This is a genomic window from Paracoccus haematequi (assembly GCF_900631945.1).
GTDB lineage: Bacteria > Pseudomonadota > Alphaproteobacteria > Rhodobacterales > Rhodobacteraceae > Paracoccus > Paracoccus haematequi_A.
The window spans coordinates 1-22,729 of record NZ_UZWE01000068.1; the positions used below are offsets into that span (position 1 = coordinate 1).

At 59.0% G+C, this 22,729-nt stretch carries 29 protein-coding genes and 1 tRNA gene; 25 read left to right on the plus strand and 5 right to left on the minus strand.

Annotated features, from left to right (window positions below):
- Positions 1 to 128: 128 nt before the first annotated feature.
- From PARHAE_RS19295 to PARHAE_RS19320, 6 genes are all read left to right on the plus strand, one after another.
- Positions 129 to 2,408 carry a phage/plasmid primase, P4 family gene (locus PARHAE_RS19295; protein ID WP_126156142.1) on the plus strand — a complete coding sequence of 760 codons (2,280 nt, stop codon included), beginning with the start codon at positions 129 to 131 and terminating at the stop codon, positions 2,406 to 2,408.
- A 731-nt stretch (positions 2,409 to 3,139) separates the two neighbouring features.
- Positions 3,140 to 3,961, plus strand: coding sequence for a hypothetical protein (locus tag PARHAE_RS19300; protein ID WP_126156143.1), 822 nt, complete (start codon positions 3,140 to 3,142; stop codon positions 3,959 to 3,961).
- Complete coding sequence (locus PARHAE_RS19305; RefSeq protein ID WP_126156144.1) at positions 3,954 to 4,190, plus strand: helix-turn-helix transcriptional regulator; 237 nt, start codon at positions 3,954 to 3,956, stop codon at positions 4,188 to 4,190. The genes PARHAE_RS19300 and PARHAE_RS19305 overlap by 8 nt, the downstream gene beginning before the upstream one ends.
- Positions 4,180 to 4,593, plus strand: a complete 414-nt coding sequence (locus PARHAE_RS19310) for a hypothetical protein (protein WP_126156145.1) — start codon at positions 4,180 to 4,182, stop codon at positions 4,591 to 4,593. Before PARHAE_RS19305 ends, PARHAE_RS19310 begins: the two co-directional genes overlap by 11 nt.
- On the plus strand, positions 4,593 to 4,910 hold the full coding sequence (locus PARHAE_RS19315) for a hypothetical protein (RefSeq protein WP_126156146.1): 318 nt from the start codon (positions 4,593 to 4,595) through the stop codon (positions 4,908 to 4,910). Before PARHAE_RS19310 ends, PARHAE_RS19315 begins: the two co-directional genes overlap by 1 nt.
- The gene (locus PARHAE_RS19320; protein WP_126156147.1) at positions 4,903 to 5,313 is read left to right on the plus strand and encodes a hypothetical protein; all 411 of its coding nucleotides are present in this window, start codon (positions 4,903 to 4,905) and stop codon (positions 5,311 to 5,313) included. Before PARHAE_RS19315 ends, PARHAE_RS19320 begins: the two co-directional genes overlap by 8 nt.
- Positions 5,314 to 5,560: 247 nt before the next feature.
- On the opposite strand, the gene PARHAE_RS19325 is transcribed toward PARHAE_RS19320, so the two are convergent.
- The 5 genes from PARHAE_RS19325 to lipA all read right to left on the minus strand — a co-directional run bounded on the left by PARHAE_RS19325 (position 5,561) and on the right by lipA (position 9,744).
- Positions 5,561 to 6,421: a DUF4435 domain-containing protein gene (locus PARHAE_RS19325; RefSeq protein ID WP_126156148.1), complete on the minus strand. Its 861-nt coding sequence runs from the start codon at positions 6,419 to 6,421 to the stop codon at positions 5,561 to 5,563.
- Positions 6,421 to 7,788, minus strand: a complete 1,368-nt coding sequence (locus PARHAE_RS19330) for an AAA family ATPase (protein ID WP_164555320.1) — start codon at positions 7,786 to 7,788, stop codon at positions 6,421 to 6,423. The genes PARHAE_RS19325 and PARHAE_RS19330 overlap by 1 nt, the downstream gene beginning before the upstream one ends.
- Before the next feature lie 199 nt (positions 7,789 to 7,987).
- Positions 7,988 to 8,335, minus strand: a complete 348-nt coding sequence (locus PARHAE_RS19335; RefSeq protein ID WP_126156150.1) for a hypothetical protein — start codon at positions 8,333 to 8,335, stop codon at positions 7,988 to 7,990.
- Positions 8,336 to 8,634: 299 nt separating this feature from the next.
- Positions 8,635 to 8,718: transfer RNA gene (locus tag PARHAE_RS19340), tRNA-Leu, on the minus strand.
- Positions 8,719 to 8,763: 45 nt separating this feature from the next.
- Positions 8,764 to 9,744 carry a lipoyl synthase gene (gene lipA / locus PARHAE_RS19345; RefSeq protein ID WP_420899424.1) on the minus strand — a complete coding sequence of 327 codons (981 nt, stop codon included), beginning with the start codon at positions 9,742 to 9,744 and terminating at the stop codon, positions 8,764 to 8,766.
- 174 nt (positions 9,745 to 9,918) lie between these two features.
- Between lipA and PARHAE_RS19350 the strand changes: the two genes are divergently transcribed.
- The 19 genes from PARHAE_RS19350 to nuoK all read left to right on the plus strand — a co-directional run bounded on the left by PARHAE_RS19350 (position 9,919) and on the right by nuoK (position 22,727).
- Positions 9,919 to 10,353, plus strand: coding sequence for a hypothetical protein (locus tag PARHAE_RS19350; RefSeq protein ID WP_126156152.1), 435 nt, complete (start codon positions 9,919 to 9,921; stop codon positions 10,351 to 10,353).
- A 72-nt stretch (positions 10,354 to 10,425) separates the two neighbouring features.
- Positions 10,426 to 10,797: a hypothetical protein gene (locus PARHAE_RS19355; protein ID WP_126156153.1), complete on the plus strand. Its 372-nt coding sequence runs from the start codon at positions 10,426 to 10,428 to the stop codon at positions 10,795 to 10,797.
- Positions 10,798 to 10,944: 147 nt separating this feature from the next.
- Complete coding sequence (locus PARHAE_RS19360) at positions 10,945 to 11,310, plus strand: NADH-quinone oxidoreductase subunit A (RefSeq protein ID WP_126156154.1); 366 nt, start codon at positions 10,945 to 10,947, stop codon at positions 11,308 to 11,310.
- Complete coding sequence (locus PARHAE_RS19365; protein WP_126156155.1) at positions 11,301 to 11,834, plus strand: NuoB/complex I 20 kDa subunit family protein; 534 nt, start codon at positions 11,301 to 11,303, stop codon at positions 11,832 to 11,834. The genes PARHAE_RS19360 and PARHAE_RS19365 overlap by 10 nt, the downstream gene beginning before the upstream one ends.
- Before the next feature lie 3 nt (positions 11,835 to 11,837).
- The gene (locus PARHAE_RS19370; protein WP_126156156.1) at positions 11,838 to 12,455 is read left to right on the plus strand and encodes an NADH-quinone oxidoreductase subunit C; all 618 of its coding nucleotides are present in this window, start codon (positions 11,838 to 11,840) and stop codon (positions 12,453 to 12,455) included.
- Between the two features lie 4 nt (positions 12,456 to 12,459).
- Positions 12,460 to 13,698 carry an NADH-quinone oxidoreductase subunit D gene (locus PARHAE_RS19375; protein WP_126156157.1) on the plus strand — a complete coding sequence of 413 codons (1,239 nt, stop codon included), beginning with the start codon at positions 12,460 to 12,462 and terminating at the stop codon, positions 13,696 to 13,698.
- Positions 13,698 to 14,615, plus strand: a complete 918-nt coding sequence (gene nuoE / locus PARHAE_RS19380) for an NADH-quinone oxidoreductase subunit NuoE (RefSeq protein WP_126156158.1) — start codon at positions 13,698 to 13,700, stop codon at positions 14,613 to 14,615. Before PARHAE_RS19375 ends, nuoE begins: the two co-directional genes overlap by 1 nt.
- Before the next feature lie 18 nt (positions 14,616 to 14,633).
- Complete coding sequence (locus PARHAE_RS19385) at positions 14,634 to 14,849, plus strand: DUF5337 domain-containing protein (RefSeq protein WP_126156159.1); 216 nt, start codon at positions 14,634 to 14,636, stop codon at positions 14,847 to 14,849.
- Between the two features lie 27 nt (positions 14,850 to 14,876).
- Positions 14,877 to 16,172: an NADH-quinone oxidoreductase subunit NuoF gene (gene nuoF, locus PARHAE_RS19390; RefSeq protein ID WP_126156160.1), complete on the plus strand. Its 1,296-nt coding sequence runs from the start codon at positions 14,877 to 14,879 to the stop codon at positions 16,170 to 16,172.
- Positions 16,169 to 16,600, plus strand: coding sequence for a DUF5333 domain-containing protein (locus PARHAE_RS19395; protein ID WP_126156161.1), 432 nt, complete (start codon positions 16,169 to 16,171; stop codon positions 16,598 to 16,600). The genes nuoF and PARHAE_RS19395 overlap by 4 nt, the downstream gene beginning before the upstream one ends.
- 12 nt (positions 16,601 to 16,612) lie before the next feature.
- A complete protein-coding gene (nuoG, locus tag PARHAE_RS19400; protein ID WP_126156162.1) occupies positions 16,613 to 18,631 on the plus strand; it encodes an NADH-quinone oxidoreductase subunit NuoG in 2,019 nt (672 codons plus the stop codon).
- A gap of 5 nt (positions 18,632 to 18,636) precedes the next feature.
- Positions 18,637 to 19,404: a hypothetical protein gene (locus PARHAE_RS19405; protein WP_126156163.1), complete on the plus strand. Its 768-nt coding sequence runs from the start codon at positions 18,637 to 18,639 to the stop codon at positions 19,402 to 19,404.
- Between the two features lie 16 nt (positions 19,405 to 19,420).
- Complete coding sequence (gene nuoH, locus PARHAE_RS19410) at positions 19,421 to 20,452, plus strand: NADH-quinone oxidoreductase subunit NuoH (RefSeq protein ID WP_126156164.1); 1,032 nt, start codon at positions 19,421 to 19,423, stop codon at positions 20,450 to 20,452.
- Positions 20,453 to 20,455: 3 nt separating this feature from the next.
- The gene (locus PARHAE_RS19415) at positions 20,456 to 20,641 is read left to right on the plus strand and encodes a hypothetical protein (protein ID WP_126156165.1); all 186 of its coding nucleotides are present in this window, start codon (positions 20,456 to 20,458) and stop codon (positions 20,639 to 20,641) included.
- Positions 20,641 to 21,132: an NADH-quinone oxidoreductase subunit NuoI gene (nuoI, locus tag PARHAE_RS19420; RefSeq protein ID WP_126156166.1), complete on the plus strand. Its 492-nt coding sequence runs from the start codon at positions 20,641 to 20,643 to the stop codon at positions 21,130 to 21,132. Before PARHAE_RS19415 ends, nuoI begins: the two co-directional genes overlap by 1 nt.
- Positions 21,129 to 21,542, plus strand: a complete 414-nt coding sequence (locus PARHAE_RS19425; RefSeq protein WP_126156167.1) for a carboxymuconolactone decarboxylase family protein — start codon at positions 21,129 to 21,131, stop codon at positions 21,540 to 21,542. The genes nuoI and PARHAE_RS19425 overlap by 4 nt, the downstream gene beginning before the upstream one ends.
- Positions 21,539 to 22,141 carry an NADH-quinone oxidoreductase subunit J gene (locus tag PARHAE_RS19430; protein ID WP_126156168.1) on the plus strand — a complete coding sequence of 201 codons (603 nt, stop codon included), beginning with the start codon at positions 21,539 to 21,541 and terminating at the stop codon, positions 22,139 to 22,141. Before PARHAE_RS19425 ends, PARHAE_RS19430 begins: the two co-directional genes overlap by 4 nt.
- A 2-nt stretch (positions 22,142 to 22,143) precedes the next feature.
- Positions 22,144 to 22,419 (plus strand): hypothetical protein, encoded by a 276-nt coding sequence (locus PARHAE_RS19435; protein ID WP_126156169.1) that lies wholly within the window; start codon positions 22,144 to 22,146, stop codon positions 22,417 to 22,419.
- Between the two features lie 2 nt (positions 22,420 to 22,421).
- Positions 22,422 to 22,727 carry an NADH-quinone oxidoreductase subunit NuoK gene (nuoK, locus tag PARHAE_RS19440; RefSeq protein WP_103173177.1) on the plus strand — a complete coding sequence of 102 codons (306 nt, stop codon included), beginning with the start codon at positions 22,422 to 22,424 and terminating at the stop codon, positions 22,725 to 22,727.
- Positions 22,728 to 22,729 lie beyond the last annotated feature (2 nt).

Below are 22,729 nucleotides of genomic sequence, written 5' to 3' on the forward strand. Positions count from 1 at the left end.
CGGCTCAATCTTCGCCCATTGGGCATCCGTCAGAACATTGCGATCCATCCTGACTATGAATCACATCAGCCTCCGAGTGTGAATCCCCACAGACCCTAGAACACGTCGCGGGGATCCGCGCGCATGTGGTGGACCTGGACAACCTAGCGGCCATGCAGAACCTTCAGCGGGCCGCTGCGCACAACCCCGCGCCCTGGTTCGCGGTCCAGACAAGCCCCGGCAAGGCGCACGTTTACTGGCCGCTACACGGCGCGGAACGATACCGCAACAACGACACATACCGCTTGTTGCAACGCAAGCTGCGGCAACTGTTCGACGGTGACAAAGCCGTGGTTGATGCGACCCGCGTTCTGCGGGTGCCGGGGTTCTATCACCGGAAGGGCGAACCGCACCTAGTCACATGCTACGCATTGCCGGGGTTCAACCAGCCGGTTAGCCGGGAACTGCTGGCGATCAGCGTTGCGCACGTCAACGCAGTTGATGACGGCGGCGGGCGGCACCCGCTAGGGGATCCTGAACTTGCTGCACCGTCCCTGGAATGGCTTTGGTATGCGCTCGAAACCATGCCCGTTGACGGCATGTCGCATCCCGATTTCATCAGCTTTACCGCTGCGTACAAACAAGCCGGTTGGGGTATCGCGGATCCTGGTGAATTGCGGGATCGCTGGTTGCAATGGTGCCAACGTTTCGGGCAAGCGTCCAAAGGTAACGACTACAACCTGAAGCATTGGGATTCAATCACGGATACCGAAGTCGGTTGGAAGTCACTCTTGCGCCAGAACGTCGCGTTGAATGCCGCTTTCATGTTCGCCGCATCACAGTATCAAATTGCACCTTCTAATGATGTGCCTTTCATCGAACAATTAAAAACCGCAGCGTTTTCCGTTGCTGATATTGATGCCGGAAAGGCGCTTGTTCCTTCAATCGTACATCTGTCCGAACCTGAACAGGAAGTTGTTCTAAGGATTATTGCAGATAAGACCGGCACGACGCTGGGGGTATGGAAACGGACGCTAAAGGATGTAAAGCAAGCCGAACTGCAAACTAGCACCGACAAAGATCATAGCATTATGGCGGAACGAATATTAATTGAAATTGGTCATGAAAATCTAACACGCGTAGGAAAAGACTATTGGAAGTACAACGGTGCTGGACTTTGGCAAAAGGTGGACGATGCGCAGATCCGCAAAGTAGCGCAGCATGTCCTAAAAGCTGGCGGCAATGCGGTAACGCAGGCAAAAACCACAAGCATTGCAGGCGTCCTTGCGGACATGATCCATGTTGATAACCATGTGTTCAATGCAGGTCCAAAAGGCACGGTCAATTGTCTCAACGGTGAACTTTCCTGCACTGGTGGAATGTGGTTCTTGAATAGTCACAGGCGGGAATTCTACCGGACGACACAAATTCCCGTACATTATGATTATTCATCGCCCGCACCCCTGCAAACCCTAAACTATCTTCGCGAATGCTTCCGAGATGATAGCGACGCTGAACAGAAGATTGAAATGCTGTTTGCGCTCGCGGGCTACGCACTGATGGATCATGCGGACCACGCCAAATTCCTTATTCTGAAGGGGAATGGTCGCAACGGAAAATCTGTTTGGATGCACATCTTGGAAAGCCTTGTCGGTGAGAAGAACACCGCGAACGTTCAACCGTCAGAATTTAACAACAGGTTCCAGCTAGGCGAGTTGGACAACAAGTTGCTGAACATCGTGGACGACTTGCCTAAGAAAGCACTTCTACCAGACGGCGTGATCAAGGCTATTGTGTCGGGTGGCAAAATCACGGGTGAACACAAACAGCGGGATCCGTTCAGCGTCTCATTCCGATGCTTCCTTACAATCGGGACCAACTACGACTTGCCAACCGTTGATGATTCCACGGCCATGATGGAACGCGCGGTCATAATTGAATGGAACAGAACGTTCCGGGCCGATGAACGGGACGACACGCTGCGTCACCGGCTCGTTGCCCAGGAACTGCCGGGCATCCTCAAGTACGCGCTGGACGCCTACGGGCGGGCGCTGCTGAACGGCTTCCCTCACGTTCCATCCTCGGATCTGGCAAAGGAAAAATGGCTAGGCCGCATCAACCCTGTTCGCCGGTTCGTGGATCAGGAATACGAGTATGTTCCTGGCGAGAAGGTGCCGTTCAAGCATATGTGGGATGCTTTCAAGTTGTGGGAACAAGAGGAACGCTCGAAGTCGATAGGCCGGACCCGGTTTGCAGAAAGCCTTGCTGCCATTCCCGGCGTGGAAAAGCGGAACAGTGCAGCCGACCAGAACCAAGTAATGATCTTCGGCTTGCAGCGGCGCAGTGACGTGGCGGCGGTGCCAGGACAGCAGCCCATGCCGGGAACGGTCGTTCCTTTTCATATCCCCGGACAGATGCCGTCACGCTAACTTTCCGAAAAACTCGACAAAGAACCCGCTTCGGCGGGTTTTTTTCGTGCTGAAAAAGTTAAGAGTTGCGAGGCCCAACTCTTAACCCGCCTCGCTTGTCGTGCGAATTTTACGGAAAGTTAGCGTTAACTCGTTCTTTCTTCGTAAATCTAGGACGATGACAGTTAAGAGTTGGGACGAAAAGTTAAGAATTTTTAAATGTTGAAAGGCAACTATTAACCTATAAGTGCTTGATGTAGATGAGAATGTTAAGAGTTTAAGAGTTAGAGAGAGATTGTCGTAGAAGGGGAAAAAACACCACACTGCTACCGCTAACAAATTTTTTCAAACATATGGCAGCAAAGTTGCCTCCAACTCTTAAATTCTTAACTTGACCTCGCGTCACCCTTGTTTGCGTCAGCCGCAGGGTTTGAACAAGCAACGTCCAATCCCAACAGTTCGAAGCGCAATCTGATCGCACATCGGACAGGTGATCCGCTGCGCAATCCACGTCCATTCCCAACAATTCAAAGCGCAATGGGTCGTTTAATTAGAACGTAATGGGCCCGTGTAGCCGCATTGTAGCCATACCCGTGCAATTAGGATGCAATTATCCGAATCAAATGCGCCGCGCGCCTTTACAATCGAACTACAACACTGTCAACCCCTAAAGTGATCTTTTATATTGACGTGAGTCAGCGGCGTTATTACTGTCGGGTAAAGGTAATAAATTAACCCGAGGAATATAAATCATGGTCCGCCCCTTTGTTACTGCCGCCGTTGCTATCGCTCCCTTTCCTTCCGCCTTCGACAATACCCCTGGACCGTCCAGCGTCTATTCTGTGCGGCTATCTGATGGATTGATGCTCCAAACGAACGGCGCGCAAATGATCTTCACCGATGCGCTGCAAAAAGCCGAACCGGCAATGGCTGCATTGGCAACCGCCATTGAAAATGTCATTCCCAAGCTGCAATCGAACGCTGAAACGTACGCTGCGGCAGTCATCCCCGCGAAACAACGCGATGAGATTGAACGCAGCGTTGTACCGCTTTATCGCCGCGCTTTGTACGCGGGCGTTGAGCGTATCGAAAAGAATGCTAAGTCCACCGCAAAGTTCGAAACGCCGCCGCCCGTGAAGGACGCTGTTCTAGATCAGGCTGTCCGCGATGAATTCCGCCCGCTCACGAAAGCCGAAAAACTCAAAGCCTTGCGTGACTGGCCGATTGAATCAATTTATGCGGTTCATCGCGTTGGACGTGAGGCGTTCGGCCTTTCGGCTGATGAATATGAAGCTGCGCTTAATCGCATTCGTGCTGCGAACCTGACTGCAAGCGATAACCTGAAAACAGCGTTTGTAAAACGTCCCACGTTGAACGATCCGATTGCGTTTGGATCCGACGAAAATGCAATTGAAGATTACGTTCAAGCTGCTTTGGTCACATGGGCGAACCAACGCGAAATGATTGACGACATGCGCACCGAATTGAAACAGGTTGTGCAGTTCACCAGCGTTGTTTGTGAGATGCCTCTTAAGGATGCCTGGACGCTGCTTTCAGGTGAAACGGATGCGTAAGGGTTTGAAAATTCCTGTGCAGGTCTTTCTGCCTGCACAGGAAACCATATCGCAGCGTGAAATACTCGAAGAACTGAAAATTACAAAAATGACGCTGAAGAACTACCGGGACATGCGAAATTTTCCGCCACCAGTCGAACGGGACGGGAAATGTAACCGCTACAGAACTTCTGAAGTCGTTCAATTCTGTAAATCTAATGGTTCGGAGGTTGTGATTTATGGCCGGTGAAGACGCTAAATTTAGCGCGGTTCGTGACGCGTCTGGAAAGTTCATCACGACGCAGGGCCGCGTTCCTGGCACTCGCAACAAAGCCACGAAGGCCAGTGTGGCAGCGATCAGTTCCTTGCAGGATCTGGCGTTCGCGCAGCTTCGTGCGCTGTTGGAGGCGGGGCACCCTGGGATCGTTGAGTTCACCGTGAAATCGCTGCTGCCCGCTGGTGGCCGTGCGGTCCAGTTGGAATCCCTGGACAGTGACAGCCTGCTAGACGCCGTGTCGTCCGGGATCATCAGTCCTACGGAGTTGCGGCAGATCGCGGCCGGTATTGAAAAGATCCGCAACGTTGAATCTTTGGCGATCGTTCAAGAACGCTTGGCCCAGATAGAAAAGCTTCTCAAGGACGGGTCGCTATAATGAAACTCGCGCGTAAGATTTCAATGCTGGATCGGCTCGTGTCGGACCTGAAGGCCGATGTGCGCGATCCATTCGAACACTTGGACAGTCGGGAAATCGCCGCGTTACGTGATTATCAGTCTAATACGGAACCGATGCAGCAATATATCGATGTGATGAATGGATCCAGCCCAACTGTCGCATTGCTGAATTCTGTCGGACTAAATGCAGACTGCACCGAAATGGAAGCCCGCGAAGCTTACGAACGTGAGTTGGCCTCGTTCGTTAAGTGGTACAAACGCCGCGTCATTCTGAAAGGAATTCGGACCAATGCGTGAACATGTAATACATACCCCTACCGGCGCAAGAATCCTGACAGAGATCGGAATGGGCTTCGCTGGTATCAGACAGCCATTTTCGCCGGGTATTATGTCCGATCCTACAACGCGGTTGAACATTGGCTTTCCCGCATCCCCTAAGGCAATCGTTCAATCTCTTGATGGTGTGTTTATTTCACCGCGTCACCTTTGGGCGATACTTGTCGGGCTGGCGAAAGTGGACCGTCCAATAAACCTAGATAACGCGTCGGAATCGTTGTTCTGGACGAAGCCGGATTTGCACGAATATTTGATGAAGCTGTTCATCAAATTCGATGCGGTGGATCCTTATTGGGCTACCATGTCAAAGACGGGTTATTACGATCCGAATATGCGCCTTGTTCATCGTAATGTTGCGAGCTAAATAAAGGTCGCGTCAAAGACGCCACGGTATACACAAGCATAATCTATCTTCAAAAGGCTCTATAATAAATGTAGAAGTATTCGGTGTCCGCTGAATGCAAAGCTATAATTTTAAAATAAAGGCTAACATTTTATAGAGCCCGCATGATGATTTGGTCAGTCCGCTGGCAAGACAAACATTTTACACGGCATATTATTGATTAAGGATACATTCAACATAGCAATTGCCGAAGATTAGATATAGCACGCTAAATTGCATCTGCTAATCTTCTGTAATGGTTACCGGCGTGTGAATTGTCGTGCAATAGAAATGATCCGAATATAGAAATTGCTAGTTGCTCAACTAAATCGTCAGTCACGTTAATCGCACGGCCTACGCGGCGCAGGAGATATGAGAGTGCGCATCTGACATATGCTTGAAGCGTATGTCCGTGTAGAAACCAGCGCGCTGACATAATGTATACACTCGGACGTTGTCGACGCCTAGATGGGTCAATTTTCTTCAGTTCCCGTCTATAAGCGAAAAGAAGCTCCTTTATGTTGACATTTACCGCATAATTTCCTGGAGTGTTGCTTATATGTCTACCCGGCGCAACATTAGGAAAAAGCGAGCTACCCATTTGCCGAAGGCGGAAATCTGCATTCACGTACGGCAGCATTCGGCGAAAATAATTTTCGTACTGTTCTTTGAATTCGTTTACTATCCCCTCAGGTAAGGGTCCGAGGCGTGCAAGGCGACCGGCCGCCTCAAGCAGCACCTCGTAATTGAATGCATCTGACTCCCAGCTATAGCCATAAGTGTACAGGATATGTTCATGACTAAGTTTTTCATCCAAAAATTCGTCAAAGTCAGAGTCCATAGCGACGATTGTGTTCTGGACCGAGCCTGCCAGCACCTTGCGAGCAACTGTTTCTAGCTCAGGTTTGCCACCGTGAGCTTTAATAGTTATGCTCACATCTGGACGAAGTGAGGAAAATATCTGCCGCCAGAATATGACATCCGGAGACCCTGCGTCCTTTACGCCACCTCCGCCCTCCACGTACAGAGTGAACTGTGTCCCCGTGAAAATAGCCCTGTTGGTAAGGCCACTATCAGTCCGACTGAACATCAGTAAGCAACTTTTTCCATTGAGAAAACATTATTCTGGTATGTATTAACAATGTCTGGAGAATGGGTGGCAAAGAGGATCTGCGCCTTTGGGTTCAATTCAAGAAGCACGGGAACTAGCTTTTCTTGCCATTCAATGTGTAGTGAGAGTTCGGGCTCATCCGCAATGAAGACATGCGGTTCTCCCAGTTGAAGAACTGTTTCTGACAAGAATATCAGAAGCTGCTTTTCACCCGAGGATAGATCTGAAAGAGCTACTTCATCTATATATGTCAGCCTGCCTGCCACCGCCTCTCGCCTGAGTTGAGCGACGGTTTTCTGCTTGGCTTTTGTTGTTGTTGTCGGCGCTTTTCCAGTTCTAACAAATACTCGGTTGCCGGCGTCTACGTCTAGCCGCTTTCTAAATAGCATACTGCTTGCGATTGCTAAAAACTTTTCGCGAGGCCTGTAGATTGCCACTTTCCGATCTTGAAGTTCTTGCCACTGTTCGACCCAGTGATGAAGTCTCGCGATATCCGATAAATCCGCAATATAGCCCATCACTTCATCAGTGGGAGGGCGATATCCGTTTGCAGCTATCTTTGTAGCTGTCGTAATGTGCCGGTCCACCTTTCCTGAGAATTGTGCATCAGAAATTCCAATACCTCGCAGCATCTCCCGTATCTGCTTGTCTTCCTCTTGGATATTCAGCCTAGCGACTTGTTGGATAACGTTTGCCCGTCGTGAGGATACCAAGAGCGACATGAACCACTCCTGTTGAAATTTTTGTAATTCTTGAGCGAACAAGCTGTCTAGTGTTGTGAAATATGTCCCTAGTCTTTGGAGTGAATGCTCAAGTCTGTCATCAAGGTCATTTGATTTTTCGCTGGAGGGTTTGTTTAATCCGACTGATCTATTCAGTGCTAGCCATGTCAATTTAAATCGTTTGGACAGCTCATTTCGGATTCGGCGCTGTGTCATGGATCTGGCCATGTCTTCGCCCTGGCGGTAGTAGCGTGATTTAATTGGATATGAAAATGATGGTCCTTTAGTTTTGAAGTCGGTGAATTCGTATATCACCTCGATCAAATCTCCGTCTTCATCATAATTCTTCTTGGCTGTAAGAAAGGGTTTATAGCGGTTGTCAGAGTGTTGAAAAGTTATTTTTATCTCCTCAAATGGAGATGACATCATGTTTGAATAACGGCATGCGAGCGTGTCAGAGATAAGATTTATGAGAGTGGTCTTGCCCGTCCCGTTTCGACCTATAAGAAAGTTTGCGTCTCTCTTTAGGTCTATCTCTATTACTCTGTCTGTTCCCCTAAACCCGCGAACTTCGATTTTTTTTAACGTTAGATCGTTTAGGTATCCATCGTCTTCTTCGAGCAACTCGTTCCTCCTGAGTGGGCTATTCGCGAGTGTTTCGCCAATCTATTTGCTGCCGTGCTTCGAGCATATCATTCCGACGTTTTTGAATCTTAGGTCGTTTTCTCTAGTCGTGTCGGGATGGAATAGCTGTTTGGATACTTTTTTTGGTTCTGTGATGGGCTGTCGGCGGCACATTGAAACCTATGCCGCCTCTGTAAGCTCAGGCTTCTTTTGCGATGGTTGTGATTAGGCTATTGCATGCTTGCTGTGGATTGGACCAAATAACTTGGTTGTCGTACGCAGTTTTAACTGCTTTCTTTTGAGCTTCGAAAAGCGGGCCGTCTGCGCCTGCTTGAATGGCTAGCTGACGATGTTGATCGCGTGTTCTGCGTAGTTCAGTGGCATCTGAAAAGCCGCCCATCATGAACTGGCCGCACTGATCGAACGCGAGGTTCGCGGCTTCTGCTATACGAGCATGTCGTTCAGCGGGCGTTTTCGGTGGTTCTACCGGCGTGCAGGCAGCTAACACCAAGCCGGCGCATAGCGATAAAATAGCAGGTCTTTTCATTGTTTTACCCGAATGGAGTTGTCCATCCAGTCAAGCTACAAGCAAAAAATCGCTCAAGCAATTGATAACGGAGCCGTGAAAAAATTTGGTTCCCCGTGTGGGCAAAGTGCCTCGGATTCGACGGCGGGGGCATAACAGGATACCAAAACACATCCTTGGTTGGTCGCGCCTACTCCCCGAATAAACGTTAACGCAACGTCATAAGGCCGCACTCTCTTGGCTACACTGCGGCTACATTGACGTAGAAATAATGCGCATTGCGCATTGTTGATTTCCGCTAACCGATTGAAAAGAAAGGCTGGTACCCGAGGTCGGACTCGAACCGACATGCCTTGCGGCGGCGGATTTTGAATCCGCTACGTCTACCATTCCGTCACTCGGGCCTTGCGCGCTCCGCCCTAGAACGAGGCGCGGGGATTTGCAAGGGGTCAGGCGCGGCCCAGCTTTTGCAGCCGCGCGTCCCGCAGCCTGGCGAAGTCGTCGCCCGCGTGATAGGAGGACCGCGTCAGCGGCGTCGCCGACACCATCAGGAAGCCCTTGCCATAGGCTGCCTTTTCATAGCCCGCGAATTCTTCGGGCGTGACGAAGCGGTCCACGCGGTGGTGTTTCGGCGTGGGTTGCAGATACTGGCCGATGGTCATGAAGTCGATGTCGGCGGCGCGCATGTCGTCCATGACCTGCAAGACGCTGCCGCGATCCTCGCCCAGGCCGACCATGATGCCCGACTTGGTGAACATCGCCGGATCCAGTTCCTTGACCTTCTGCAACAGCCGCAGCGAATGGAAATAGCGCGCGCCGGGCCGGACGGTCGGATACAGGGCCGGGACGGTTTCCAGGTTATGGTTGAACACGTCGGGCCGCGCCTCGACCACGATCTCGACCGAGCCGGGCCGGGATTTCAGGAAGTCGGGCACCAGAACCTCGATGGTCGAATCGGGGCTGCGGTGGCGGATGGCGCGGATCGTCTGGGCGAAATGCTCGGCCCCGCCGTCGTCCAGGTCGTCGCGGTCGACGCTGGTGATGACGACATGCTTCAGTCCCAGTTTCTGAACGGCATGGGCGACGCGGCCCGGTTCGAACACGTCCAGCGCATTGGGCTTGCCGGTGGCGACGTTGCAGAAGGTGCAGCCGCGCGTGCAGATCTCGCCCATGATCATCATGGTGGCATGGCCCTGCGACCAGCATTCGCCGACATTGGGGCAGCCCGCCTCCTCGCAGACGGTGGACAGGCGGTTGTCCTTCATGATGTCGCGGGTGCGCTTGTAGCCGTCCGAGGTGGGGGCCTTGACACGGATCCAGGCGGGCTTCTTTGGCTGGGCCTGGTCGGGGCGGTGGGCCTTTTCCGGGTGTCGCTGGTCGGGGATCCGAAGGTCGCGCAAGGCATGTCCTTTCCGTCGCGGTTCCGTCAGAAATAACCCTTCGCCGCCTCAAGCGCAACGGAGGGACGCCGCGATCCGATGGCGCAGGGCAGGGTGCCGGCGGGCCGGCCTACATTCTTGTGTACCGGATGCGCGGAACAAGCCGGCGGTGCGCGGTGTTGGTCTGGCAATTCAACGCTGAAACGCAACAGATGGAGGACTGTCATGAAGATCAAGACCCTTACCGCCCCGATCGCCCTGGCCGCTGCCCTGGGCTTTGGTTCGGCTGCCTTCGCCCAGAACATGGTCGGCACCCAGCAGGTAAATGAAGCCGACATGGCCGCCGTTGCCGAACATTGCCGGACTCTCGCCGCAGGATCGAACGACCAGGTTGCCGGCAACGACGGCAATGTCGACAACGACGCGGTTTCGGGCACGATGCCCGACCAGGATGCCGGGACCATGGACGGCGCGCAGCCGACCACGGGCAACGAGGGCAATGTCGACAATGACGCCCCCGATCCGGCTGCGATCCCCTCGACCGCCGGTCCGGCCAGCGGCACGACGGGCCTGGAAGGCAACGCGGATGCCGACGAGTTCACGGGCAGCATCAACATGGAAGTCATCACCTTGGCCGATTGCCAGGCCGCAGGGCTGTAACGGACGGCGGACCAAGGACCATGATGGGGCAGCCTGGCAGGCTGCCCTTCTGCTATCCGACAGGAGGTTTCCATGCGTATCCTAGCCATGACCCTGGTCCTGGCCTCTGCCGCCGCCGGTGTCGCGCAGGACACGGCGCCGGATATCGCCATCGCGGCCGCGAAGAACCAGCAGGGGATCCTGGAATATTGCGCGGCGCAGGGGCATGTGGGTGTGCAGACGGTTCAGACCCAGGCCAAGGTCATCGCTGCATTCCCGCCGCCGCAGGACGCCGGGATGGTCGAGGACGCCTATCGCAAGGGCCAGGCGGGGACGGTCAGCGCCATGCAGATCGAGGAACCCTTGCAGGATGCCGCGGCCGGGCAAGGGATGACGGTCGCCGCGATGTGCGGCCGACTAGCGGCGGCCGCCGAACAGGCCGCCGCGCAACTGCCGCGGCAATAGGGGACGGCCCGGACCCGGAAGATGGGCTGGGACGCACCCGCGATGCTTGCGCCCGTTGACCCCGCTGGCCCACGGGTCTAAACGGTCGCTCAGCTAACCCGTCGCGGGCAGCCACAGCTTTTCCGCGGCCGACAAGGGAACTTGCCCGTGGAAACCCTGCTTCAGGATTATCTTCCGATCCTCGTCTTCGCCGGTATGGCCTCGGCCTTGGCCCTGATCCTGATTCTGGCCGCCGTCATCGTCGCCGTGCGCAATCCCGACCCCGAAAAGGTCAGCGCCTATGAATGCGGATTCAACGCCTTCGACGACGCGCGCATGAAATTCGACGTACGATTCTATCTGGTGTCGATCCTGTTCATCATCTTCGACCTGGAAGTGGCCTTCCTGTTCCCCTGGGCGGTCAGCTTCGCGGGACTGTCGGATGCGGCCTTCTGGTCGATGATCGTGTTCCTGGGGGTTCTGACCGTGGGCTTTGCCTATGAATGGAAGAAAGGGGCGCTTGAATGGGCGTGATGACCGGATCCCATACCGCTGGCCCTGATCGAGAGGTCGCGACCGCCAGCCTGAACCGCGAGTTGCAGGACAAGGGCTTCCTGCTGACCACGACCGAGGACATCATCAACTGGGCGCGCAACGGCTCGCTGCACTGGATGACCTTCGGGCTGGCATGCTGCGCGGTCGAGATGATGCAGGCGTCCATGCCGCGCTATGACGTGGAACGCTTCGGCACCGCGCCGCGCGCATCCCCGCGCCAGTCCGACCTGATGATCGTCGCGGGCACGCTGACCAACAAGATGGCCCCGGCGGTGCGCAAGGTCTATGACCAGATGCCGGAACCGCGCTATGTGATCAGCATGGGAAGCTGCGCCAACGGCGGCGGCTATTACCATTACAGCTATTCCGTGGTGCGCGGCTGCGACCGGATCGTGCCCGTGGACATCTATGTCCCCGGCTGCCCCCCCACGGCCGAGGCCCTGCTGTACGGCATCCTGCAACTTCAGCGCCGCATCCGGCGCACCGGCACGCTGGTGAGGTAAGCCATGGCTGTCTATCCCGACATCGACGCGCTGGAACAACTGGCCGAGCATCTGAAGCTGCGCTGCGGGGAACAGGTTCTGGACGCGACCGTCGCCTTTGGCGAACTGACCGTGACCGCGACCCTGTCCAGCATCGTGGACCTGATCGAATTCCTGCGCAGTGACAGCAGCTGCCGCTTCTCGACCCTGGTGGACATCACTGCCGTGGATCATCCCGAACGCGCGCAGCGGTTCGATGTGGTCTGGCACCTGCTGTCGATGTACCAGAACCAGCGCATCCGCGTGAAGGTGGCGATCCGCGAAGACGAGGTCGTGCCGTCGCTGGTGCGGATCCATCCCTGCGCCAACTGGTTCGAGCGCGAGGTCTTCGACATGTTCGGGATCCTGTTCTCGGGCCACCCGGACCTGCGGCGGATCCTGACCGACTATGGCTTCAGCGGCCATCCCCTGCGCAAGGATTTCCCGACCACCGGCTATGTCGAGGTTCGATACGACGAATCCGAAAAGCGCGTGGTCTATGAGCCGGTTCGGCTGACGCAGGAATACCGCCAGTTCGACTTCCTTTCGCCTTGGGAGGGCGCGAAATACGTGCTGCCCGGCGACGAAAAGACCAAGGGGTAAGGCCATGGACGGCGATATCCGCATCAACAGCTATGACGACGGATCGTCCGACACTCTGGTCGGCGAACAGAAGATCCGCAATTTCAACATCAACTTCGGTCCCCAGCATCCGGCGGCGCATGGCGTGCTGCGCATGGTTCTGGAGCTGGACGGCGAGGTGGTCGAGCGCGCCGACCCGCATATCGGCCTGCTGCATCGCGGCACCGAAAAGCTGATGGAAAGCCGGACCTATCTGCAAAACCTGCCCTATTTCGACCGGCTGGATTACGTCTCGCCCATGAACCAGGAACATGCCTGGTGCCTGGCGATCGAACGGCTGACCGGAACGGTCGTGCCGCGCCGGGCCAGCCTGATCCGGGTGCTGTATTCGGAAATCGGCCGGATCCTGAACCACCTGCTGGGCCTGACCACCGGCGCCATGGACGTGGGCGCGCTGACCCCGCCGCTGTGGGGGTTCGAGGCGCGCGAGCAGTTGATGATCTTCTACGAACGCGCCTCCGGGGCACGGCTGCACGCGGCGTATTTCCGGCCGGGCGGGGTGCATCAGGATCTGCCGCCCGACCTGCTGGACGACATCGAGGCCTGGTGCGAGCATTTCCCCAAGGTCGTGGACGATCTGGACACGCTGCTGACGGAAAACCGCATCTTCAAGCAGCGCCTGGTCGGCATCGGCATCGCCACCGAACAGGATGCCCTGGACTGGGGCTATTCGGGCGTGATGGCGCGCGGATCGGGGCTGGCCTGGGATTTGCGCCGTTCGCAGCCGTATGAATGCTATGATGAATTCGACTTCAAGATTCCGGTCGGCAAGAACGGCGACAGCTATGACCGTTTCCTGATCCGAATGCAGGAAATGCGCGAGTCGACCCATATCATGAAGCAGGCCATCCAGAAGCTGCGGGCCGAGCCTGCGGGCGACGTGCTGGCGCGGGGCAAGCTGACGCCGCCCCGCCGCGGCGACATGAAGCGCGACATGGAAAGCCTGATCCATCACTTCAAGCTGTATACCGAAGGCTTCCGGGTTCCGGCGGGCGAGGTCTATGCCGCCGTCGAGGCGCCCAAGGGCGAATTCGGCGTCTATCTGGTCAGCGACGGGACGAACAAACCCTATCGCGCCAAGCTGCGGGCGCCGGGATTCCTGCATCTCCAGTCGATCGACTGGATGGGCAAAGGGCATCTGCTGGCCGACGTGCCCGCCCTGATCGCCACGCTCGACATCGTGTTCGGAGAGGTTGACCGCTGATGCTCCGCCGTCTTTCGCCCGTCCAGCCGGACAGCTTCGAATTCACCCCCGCCAACCTGGAATGGGCGCGGGCGCAGATGACCAAATACCCGGAGGGCCGTCAGCAATCGGCGATCATCCCGGTCCTGTGGCGCGCCCAGGAACAGGAAGGCTGGCTGTCGCGGCCCGCCATCGAATATTGCGCCGACCTGCTGGGGATGCCCTATATCCGCGCACTGGAAGTGGCGACATTCTACTTTATGTTCCAGCTCCAACCCGTTGGGTCTGTTGCAAACATCCAGATTTGCGGAACCACCACCTGCATGATCTGCGGCGCCGAGGCGCTGATCGAGGTCTGCAAGCGCAAGATCGCGCCGACGCCGCATACCGTTTCGGCCGACGGCAAGTTCAGTTGGGAAGAGGTCGAATGCCTGGGTGCCTGTTCGAACGCGCCCATGGCCCAGATCGGCAAGGATTTCTACGAGGATCTGACGCCGCAGAAGCTGGAAGAGCTGATCGATGCCTTCTCGGCCGGTCAGGTGCCGCTGCCGGGTCCGCAGAACGGGCGCTATTCCTCGGAGCCGCTGGGCGGGCCGGTCGCGCTGGCCGACCTGAAGGGGCAGGGGGACGACCGGAACGCCAGCGCGGCGCTGGCCCGCGATATCGGCGAGACGGTCAAGCGCATCGACGGAACCGAGGTTCCGATTCTGACCAAATGGCTGCGCAAGCCCAAGGCCGCCGTTGACGACCAGACCGGCCGGGACACCGCGCCCGAACACGAGCCGCGCCCGGCCGAGGGCGCCCCGGCGGACGCGACCGGCGTGACCGAACAAGAGGCGCAGGCGGCATCGGCCGCGCGCCCGGTCTCGGACCGTGCCCCGGCGGGTGTGCGCGGCATCGAGGAAGCGGAACAGAAGGACGGCGAAACGGACCGCTAGGCGGCCAAGGGGGCGGACATGGGCGGAACCGGGCAGGATCGCGATGCGGCGCAGATGCGCCTGGTCGCCATCGTCATCGCCCTTGCCATGTGCCTGTGGCTTCTGGTTCAGGCCCTTGGCAGCCATTATAACTGGGCGGGCAGGTGGGCCTTTCTGGCGGACCTGGCCGCGATCGGAGCTTTTGTCTGGTCGCTGCTGGTGACCTGGCGTATCTGGCGGCGCAGGAAGGCCTGACGCCCGGATGAGAGGATTGAGAGCAGGATGCTGAAAGATCAGGATCGCATTTTTACCAACCTCTACGGGATGGGCGACCGCAGTCTGGCCGGGGCGCGCAAGCGCGGCCACTGGGACGGCACGGCCGAGATCATCGCCAGGGGCCGCGACAAGATCGTCGAACAGGTGAAGGCATCCGGGCTGCGCGGGCGCGGGGGCGCGGGCTTTCCGACCGGCCTCAAATGGTCCTTCATGCCCAAGGAATCCGACGGCCGCCCCTCTTATCTGGTCATCAACGCCGACGAATCCGAACCCGCGACCTGCAAGGACCGCGAGATCATGCGCCACGATCCGCATACGCTGATCGAGGGCGCGCTGATCGCCAGCTTCGCCATGGGCGCCCACGCGGCCTATATCTATATCCGCGGCGAATTCATCCGCGAACGCGAGGCGCTGCAAGCCGCCATCGACGAATGCTACGACGCCGGACTGCTGGGCGCGAACGCGGCGGGGTCGGGCTGGGATTTCGACCTGTATCTGCACCACGGCGCGGGCGCCTATATCTGCGGCGAGGAAACGGCACTGCTGGAGTCCCTGGAAGGCAAGAAGGGCATGCCGCGCATGAAGCCGCCGTTCCCGGCGGGCGCGGGGCTTTACGGCTGCCCGACCACGGTGAACAACGTCGAATCCATCGCCGTGACGCCCACCATCCTGCGGCGCGGCCCGGAATGGTTCGCGGGCTTCGGCCGTCCGAACAACGCGGGCGTCAAGCTGTTCGGCCTGACCGGGCACCTCAACACCCCCTGCGTGGTCGAGGAAACCATGTCGATCAGCATGAAGGAACTGATCGAGAAGCATGGCGGCGGTGTGCGCGGCGGCTGGAAGAACCTCAAGGCGGTGATCCCCGGCGGCGCGTCCTGTCCGGTATTGACGGCCGAGCAGTGCGAAAACGCCATTATGGACTATGACGGGATGCGCGAATTGCGGTCGTCCTTCGGCACTGCCTGCATGATCGTGATGGACCAGCAGACCGATGTCATCAAGGCGATCTGGCGGCTGTCCAAGTTCTTCAAGCACGAAAGCTGCGGCCAGTGCACGCCCTGCCGCGAGGGCACCGGCTGGATGATGCGGGTGATGGAGCGTCTTGTGCGCGGCGATGCCGAGGTCGAGGAAATCGACATGCTGTTCGACGTGACCAAACAGGTCGAGGGCCACACCATCTGCGCCCTGGGCGACGCCGCCGCCTGGCCGATCCAGGGGCTGATCCGCAACTTCCGCGAAGAGATCGAGGACCGCATCAAGGCCAAGCGCACCGGCCGGATGGGGGCGATGGCGGCGGAATGACGGGTCTGGCGGCATATTCGCGCAAGGCACGGGCTGCGCTGTTGGCGCTGGCCTGCGGTGCTGCGCTTGCTGCCCCTGCCGCCGCCCTGCCGCCCTTGTCGCAGGAACGCCATATCAACGACAGCCTGATTCAGGCGCGGGTGGCGGATGTGCTGCGCAGGGGCTGCCCGTCTCTGGACGCGCGGCTGATCCGGGCGTTTTCCGAGGCGCGCAAACTGAAGCGCTATGCCCAAGGCCTGGGCTATAGCGACCGGGAAATAGACGCCTTCCTGGACAGCAAGGAAGAACGCCGCCGCATCTATGCCGAGGCCGACCGTTATATGGTCGCCAATGGGGTGGTGAACGGCCAGCCCGAGACATTCTGCCGCCTGGGGCGGCAAGAGATAGCCCGGAAGACGATCGCCGGATCGCTTCTGGTTGCCAGGTAAGGAAGAAAGCCGATGGCCGATTTGCGCACGATCAAGATCGACGACATTGAGATCGCGGTCGATCCCAACCTGACCCTGATCCAGGCCTGCGAACAGGCGGGGATCGAGATCCCGCGCTTCTGCTATCACGAACGCCTGTCGATCGCGGGCAACTGCCGGATGTGCCTGGTCGAGGTCGTGGGCGGCCCCCCCAAGCCCGCAGCAAGCTGCGCGATGCAGGTCAAGGATCTGCGCCCCGGCCCGGACGGCGCGCCTTCGGAAATCCGCACCAACAGCCCGATGGTCAAGAAGGCCCGCGAGGGCGTGATGGAATTCCTGCTGATCAATCACCCGCTGGATTGCCCGATCTGCGACCAGGGCGGCGAATGCGATCTGCAAGACCAGGCAATGGCTTACGGCGTGGACTTCAGCCGCTATCGGGAACCGAAGCGCGCCGCCGAGGAACTGAACCTGGGTCCGCTGGTCGAGACCCACATGACACGCTGCATCAGCTGCACCCGCTGCGTGCGCTTCACGACCGAGGTCGCGGGCATCAGCCAGATGGGCCAGACCGGGCGCGGCGAGGACAGCGAGATCACCAGCTATCTGAACCAGACACTGGCCTCGAACCTGCAAGGCAACATCATCGACCTGTGCCCGGTGGGGGCGCTTGTCAGCAAACCCTATGCCTTCAAGGCCCGGCCCTGGGAGCTGCGCAAGACCGAGACCATCGACGTGATGGACGCGCTTGGCAGCAACATCCGCGTGGACGTGAAGGGGCGCGAAGTGATGCGGATCCTGCCGCGCAACCATGACGGCGTGAACGAGGAATGGATCAGCGACAAGACCCGCTTCGTCTGGGACGGTTTGCGCCGCCAACGGCTGGACAAGCCCTATATCCGCGAGAACGGCAAGCTGCGCCCGGCAAGCTGGCCCGAGGCCCTGGCCGCCGCCGCCGCCGCGATGAAGGGCCGCAAGGTCGCCGGGCTGGTGGGCGATCTGGCCCCGGTCGAGGCTGCCTTCAGCCTCAGGCAACTGGTCGAGGGGCTGGGCGGAAACGTCGAATGCCGCACCGACGGGGCGCGCCTGCCTGCGGGCAACCGCTCTGCCTATGTCGGCACGGCGACGATTGCCGATATCGATACCGCCAAGCGGATTCTGCTGATCGGCACCAACCCGCGCGAGGAAGCGCCGGTGCTGAACGCGCGGATTCGCAAGGCCTGGGCGCATGGCGCGCAGGTCGCGGTGGTCGGGCAGGCGGCCGACCTGACCTATGACTATCACCACCACGGCGTTGATCGCGCCGCGTTGGCGGAGCTGGTCAAGGGCGACTTCCAGTCCAGCAAGGGCACGCCCGGCATCGTGATCGTCGGCCAGGGCGCGCTGCGCGAAGCGGATGGCGAAGCGGTGCTGGCCAATGCGATGCGCATCTGCGAACTGGACGACTGCAAGCTGCTGGTCCTGCACAGCGCCGCATCCCGCGTCGGCGCGATGGATGTGGGCGCCGTGACCGAGGGCGGGCTGACCGCCGCCATCGACGGCGCCGAGGTGATCTACAACCTGGGCGCGGACGAGGTGGACGTGGCCTCTGGCCCTGTCGTGATCTATCAGGGCAGCCATGGCGACCGGGGCGCGCACCGTGCTGACATCATCCTGCCCGCTGCCTGCTACACGGAAGAAAACGGCCTGTTCGTGAATACCGAAGGCCGTCCCCAACTGGCGCTGCGCGCGAATTTCGCGCCGGGCGAGGCCAAGGAGAATTGGGCGATCCTGCGGGCGCTGTCGGCCGAACTGGGCGCGACCCTGCCCTGGGACAGCCTGCCGCAACTGCGTCGCGCCCTGGTTCAGGCGGTGCCGCATCTGGGCCAGATCGACCATGTGGCGCAGAACGACTGGCAGCCCTTGCAGCGGCTGGACATGGGTCATGCGGCCTTCCGTCCGGCGGTCAAGGACTTCTACCTGACCAACCCGATCGCGCGCAGTTCACCCCTGATGGGGGAATTGTCGCGGATGGCCGCGGCGCGCAACGCGCCCGCCATGGCGGCCGAGTGAACGTCATGCGGCCAGCATTCCGCCAGCCCCGGTTTCTGATCGCAGCCCTTGCGGGCGCTGCGGTCCTGTCGGGCTGCGCGGATGATGCCGGCGACGGGCGCCCCAAACCCAAGCCCGAGACAATGACCGCCAAGATTGCCACCCCCGGCGCGCTGCCGGGCAAGGCGCCTCTGACCCTGGCACGGATTTCCACCAAGTCGGGAGAGATCCTGATTCTGGAGCCGGACGGGCAGGTGACGACCATGACGCTGGACAGTCCCGAGGGGCAGGATGCCTTCGCGGTGTCCGAGGCGGATCTGATGGCATTGAACGCGAACCTGGATCTGAATCTGGGCGGCATGGTGGCGGATGGATTGCCGCCGCGCCAGACCGCGCAGGAAAAGGCCCTGGAGGAATTCGCGGCCCGCAGCCAGCCAGCCCTACCTGCCTGGGCCGACGGGACGACGGTCGACCCGCAGGATTTCCTGGGCGCCCGCGTGGCATCGCTGGATCCCAAGGGATCGGCCGACCTGGTCGAGGTGACGGCGAACTTGCGTGAAGGGGTGGACGCCGATATCGCCTTCTCGTATGCCACCTGCGCGTTGGCAGGCTGGGCCAAGCGGAATGGCGAGCCATACGGACGCCATGTCCGCACGCTGCAAGACACACGCGACGGCAAGCTGAGGATCGGGGCCGCGTTCACGCTGTCGGATCAGAAGCCGATGGGTCTGCGGGTGATGGAAACGGAAGACACCTTGCGCGAATGCAAGGCGCGCGGCATTCCCGCCGCGTAATGGGATAGGGACGGGCATGGCTGAATTCTGGGCATCCTCTCTGGGCATGGCGATCCTGCTGCTGGCGCAGGGTCTGGCGGTGATCGCCTTCGTCATGCTGTCGCTGATCTTTCTGGTCTATGGCGACCGCAAGATCTGGGCCGCCGTGCAGATGCGGCGCGGCCCGAACGTGGTCGGGCCTTGGGGCCTGCTGCAAACCTTTGCCGACGCGCTGAAATACGTCCTGAAGGAAATCGTCATTCCGGCCGGGGCGGACAAGTTCGTCTTCTTCCTGGCGCCCTTCCTGTCGATGACCCTGGCGCTGCTGGCCTTCGTGGCGATCCCCTTCGCGCCCGGCTGGGTGATGGCCGACATCAACGTGGGCATCCTGTTCATCTTCGCCGTCTCCTCGCTGGAGGTGTATGGCGTCATCATGGGCGGCTGGGCGTCGAATTCGAAATATCCGTTCCTGTCGTCGCTGCGCGCGGCGGCGCAGATGATCAGCTACGAGGTCAGCCTGGGCCTGATCATCATCGGCGTCATCATCTCGACCGGGTCGATGAACATCAGCGCCATCGTCGAGGCCCAGGCGGGCGCGGGGCTGCTGTCCTGGTACTGGCTGCCGCATTTCCCGATGCTGGTGCTGTTCTTCGTCTCGGCCCTGGCCGAAACCAACCGTCCGCCCTTCGACCTGGCCGAGGCTGAATCGGAACTGGTCGCGGGTTTCATGGTCGAATATTCCTCGACCCCCTATCTGCTGTTCATGGCGGGCGAATACATCGCCATCTGGCTGATGTGCGCGCTGATCAGCCTGCTGTTCTTCGGCGGCTGGCTGTCGCCGATCCCCGGCATCCCCGACGGCGCGATCTGGATGTTCCTGAAGATGGTCTTCTGGTTCTGGATGTTCGCCATGGTGAAGGCCATCGTGCCGCGCTACCGCTATGACCAGTTGATGCGGATCGGCTGGAAGGTGTTCCTGCCGCTGTCGCTGGGCTGGGTCGTGCTGATCGCCTTCCTGGCGCGGTTCGAGGTGTTTGGTTCCTTCTGGGCACGCTGGGCGGGGGCATAAGCGATGGCATATTCGAACAAGATCGCCGAAATGCTGGCAAATGCGTCGGAAACCGACAAGGTCGAGTTCGCGCATTTCCTGGCCAACAATCTGGATAGTGCCGAACAGTCCCGTGACGGCGCCAGGGTCCGCGACTATGTGGCGGCGTTCGACCGCTTCGCCGCGCCCAAGCAAGGGGAAGAATTCTGATGGCCTTCGACATCGCCCGCGCCACCAAGTATTTCCTGATGGTGGATTTCCTCAAGGGCTTCGGCCTGGGGGTCCGGTATTTCTTCGCGCCCAAGCCGACCATCAACTATCCCCATGAAAAGGGGCCGCTGTCGCCGCGCTTCCGGGGCGAACACGCGCTGCGCCGCTATCCCAACGGCGAGGAACGCTGCATCGCCTGCAAGCTGTGCGAGGCGATCTGTCCGGCCCAGGCGATCACCATCGACGCCGAACCGCGCGAGGACGGCAGCCGCCGCACCACGCGTTACGACATCGACATGACCAAGTGCATCTATTGCGGCTTCTGCCAGGAAGCCTGCCCGGTCGATGCCATCGTCGAAGGCCCGAACTTCGAGTTCGCGACCGAGACACGCGAGGAACTGTTCTACGACAAGCAGAAGCTGTTGGACAACGGCGCCCGCTGGGAAGCCGAGATCGCCCGCAACCTAGCCATCGACGCGCCCTACAGATGAGCGACGCCTTCACCAAGCTGTTCCAGCAGATGATGCAGTCGGGCCAGGAAATGGCCCGCGCGTTCAACCCTGCGCTGGAAACCTTCGACCCCCGCGCGTTCGAGAAGATGATCCCGACCATGCCGGCGGACATGCTGGAGATGTGGTTCGGGCGCACCTTCAACCGCGACGGGCTGGACGCCAAGACGCGCCTGCTGGTCACGGTGGCCGCGCTGACCGTCCAGGGCGCCCATGCCGAACCGCAACTGCGCCTGACCATCCGCCACGCCATCGCCGCAGGCGCCACCGCGCGCGAGGTGGCCGAGGTCATCTATCAGATGGGGATGTTCGGCGGCATCCCGGCGATGCAGAAGGCTCTGGAGATCGCCCAGGGCGTCTTCGCCGAACATGAGGGGAAACAGGCCGAATGATCACCTTCGCCTTTTATCTGTTCGCCATCTCGGTCTGCACGGCGGGCTTCATGGTGGTGCTGTCCAGGAACCCGGTCCATTCGGTTCTGTGGCTGATCCTGGCCTTCATCTCGGCCGCCGGGCTGTTCGTGCTGCAAGGGGCCGAGTTCGTGGCGATGCTGCTGGTGATCGTCTATGTCGGCGCCGTGGCGGTGCTGTTCCTGTTCGTCGTGATGATGCTGGACGTGGATTTCGCCCAGCTTCGCGGCGAACTGGCGGGCTATCTGCCGCTGGCGGCGCTGATCGCCCTGGTGCTGCTGGCTCTGCTGACGGTCGCCTTCGGCGGGTGGGAGATTTCGGACCAGGCCCAGGGGCTGCGGACCGCGCCGATCCTGGATCACGCTCTGAACACCAACGCCATCGGCACGATCCTGTACGACCGCTATCTGCTGCCGTTCCAGATCGCCGGGCTGATCCTGCTGGTCGCGATGATCGGCGCGATCACCCTGACCATGCGCCACCGCCGCGACATCAAGCGCCAGGACGTGCTGGAACAGATGTATCGCGATCCGGCCAAGGCCATGGAACTGCGCGACGTGAAGCCGGGGCAGGGGCTGTAGCTATGACGAACGTGTTCCAACCATCCACTGATCTACAAAAAGCTTGGGATCGGTTCAAAGGCAGCGCGAACTGGCAAATTTTGCATCCCTTGGATGTAGATCGTTTTTATCAATTTGTCTGGATGGCTTACCAGGAAGGACACAGTCTTGGTGACTTGCCAATGGAACAGTTCATCAAACGTAACTGTCCGTCTTACGCACATGACAATCTGATCCGAAGGTTAGAGCAGGCACGCGACTTACTTGATGTCGTAACTGGACGCGGAAGAAGGGCTTAACGATGATCGGATTGACACATTACCTTGTCGTGGGGGCGATTCTGTTCGTCGCCGGGATCTTCGGCATCTTCGTGAACCGCAAGAACGTCATCGTCATCCTGATGTCGATCGAACTGATCCTCTTGTCGGTCAACATCAATTTCGTCGCCTTCTCGGCCCATCTGGGCGATCTGGCGGGGCAGGTCTTCACCATGTTCATCCTGACCGTGGCGGCGGCCGAGGCCGCGATCGGTCTGGCGATCCTGGTGGTGTTCTTCCGCAACCGCGGGTCCATCGCGGTTGACGATGTCAACGTGATGAAGGGGTAAGC

What these genes read in the sequence shown, in the direction of transcription:
- PARHAE_RS19300 (WP_126156143.1), top strand. Translation starts at nt 3,140, where the DNA reads ATGGTCCGCCCCTTTGTTACTGCCGCCGTTGCTATCGCTCCCTTTCCT.
- PARHAE_RS19305 (WP_126156144.1), top strand. Translation starts at nt 3,954, where the DNA reads ATGCGTAAGGGTTTGAAAATTCCTGTGCAGGTCTTTCTGCCTGCACAG.
- PARHAE_RS19310 (WP_126156145.1), top strand. Translation starts at nt 4,180, where the DNA reads ATGGCCGGTGAAGACGCTAAATTTAGCGCGGTTCGTGACGCGTCTGGA.
- PARHAE_RS19315 (WP_126156146.1), top strand. Translation starts at nt 4,593, where the DNA reads ATGAAACTCGCGCGTAAGATTTCAATGCTGGATCGGCTCGTGTCGGAC.
- PARHAE_RS19320 (WP_126156147.1), top strand. Translation starts at nt 4,903, where the DNA reads ATGCGTGAACATGTAATACATACCCCTACCGGCGCAAGAATCCTGACA.
- PARHAE_RS19325 (WP_126156148.1), bottom strand. Translation starts at nt 6,421, where the DNA reads ATGTTCAGTCGGACTGATAGTGGCCTTACCAACAGGGCTATTTTCACG.
- PARHAE_RS19335 (WP_126156150.1), bottom strand. Translation starts at nt 8,335, where the DNA reads ATGAAAAGACCTGCTATTTTATCGCTATGCGCCGGCTTGGTGTTAGCT.
- PARHAE_RS19350 (WP_126156152.1), top strand. Translation starts at nt 9,919, where the DNA reads ATGAAGATCAAGACCCTTACCGCCCCGATCGCCCTGGCCGCTGCCCTG.
- PARHAE_RS19355 (WP_126156153.1), top strand. Translation starts at nt 10,426, where the DNA reads ATGCGTATCCTAGCCATGACCCTGGTCCTGGCCTCTGCCGCCGCCGGT.
- PARHAE_RS19365 (WP_126156155.1), top strand. Translation starts at nt 11,301, where the DNA reads ATGGGCGTGATGACCGGATCCCATACCGCTGGCCCTGATCGAGAGGTC.
- PARHAE_RS19370 (WP_126156156.1), top strand. Translation starts at nt 11,838, where the DNA reads ATGGCTGTCTATCCCGACATCGACGCGCTGGAACAACTGGCCGAGCAT.
- PARHAE_RS19375 (WP_126156157.1), top strand. Translation starts at nt 12,460, where the DNA reads ATGGACGGCGATATCCGCATCAACAGCTATGACGACGGATCGTCCGAC.
- nuoE (WP_126156158.1), top strand. Translation starts at nt 13,698, where the DNA reads ATGCTCCGCCGTCTTTCGCCCGTCCAGCCGGACAGCTTCGAATTCACC.
- PARHAE_RS19385 (WP_126156159.1), top strand. Translation starts at nt 14,634, where the DNA reads ATGGGCGGAACCGGGCAGGATCGCGATGCGGCGCAGATGCGCCTGGTC.
- nuoF (WP_126156160.1), top strand. Translation starts at nt 14,877, where the DNA reads ATGCTGAAAGATCAGGATCGCATTTTTACCAACCTCTACGGGATGGGC.
- PARHAE_RS19395 (WP_126156161.1), top strand. Translation starts at nt 16,169, where the DNA reads ATGACGGGTCTGGCGGCATATTCGCGCAAGGCACGGGCTGCGCTGTTG.
- nuoG (WP_126156162.1), top strand. Translation starts at nt 16,613, where the DNA reads ATGGCCGATTTGCGCACGATCAAGATCGACGACATTGAGATCGCGGTC.
- PARHAE_RS19405 (WP_126156163.1), top strand. Translation starts at nt 18,637, where the DNA reads ATGCGGCCAGCATTCCGCCAGCCCCGGTTTCTGATCGCAGCCCTTGCG.
- nuoH (WP_126156164.1), top strand. Translation starts at nt 19,421, where the DNA reads ATGGCTGAATTCTGGGCATCCTCTCTGGGCATGGCGATCCTGCTGCTG.
- PARHAE_RS19415 (WP_126156165.1), top strand. Translation starts at nt 20,456, where the DNA reads ATGGCATATTCGAACAAGATCGCCGAAATGCTGGCAAATGCGTCGGAA.
- nuoI (WP_126156166.1), top strand. Translation starts at nt 20,641, where the DNA reads ATGGCCTTCGACATCGCCCGCGCCACCAAGTATTTCCTGATGGTGGAT.
- PARHAE_RS19425 (WP_126156167.1), top strand. Translation starts at nt 21,129, where the DNA reads ATGAGCGACGCCTTCACCAAGCTGTTCCAGCAGATGATGCAGTCGGGC.
- PARHAE_RS19430 (WP_126156168.1), top strand. Translation starts at nt 21,539, where the DNA reads ATGATCACCTTCGCCTTTTATCTGTTCGCCATCTCGGTCTGCACGGCG.
- PARHAE_RS19435 (WP_126156169.1), top strand. Translation starts at nt 22,144, where the DNA reads ATGACGAACGTGTTCCAACCATCCACTGATCTACAAAAAGCTTGGGAT.
- nuoK (WP_103173177.1), top strand. Translation starts at nt 22,422, where the DNA reads ATGATCGGATTGACACATTACCTTGTCGTGGGGGCGATTCTGTTCGTC.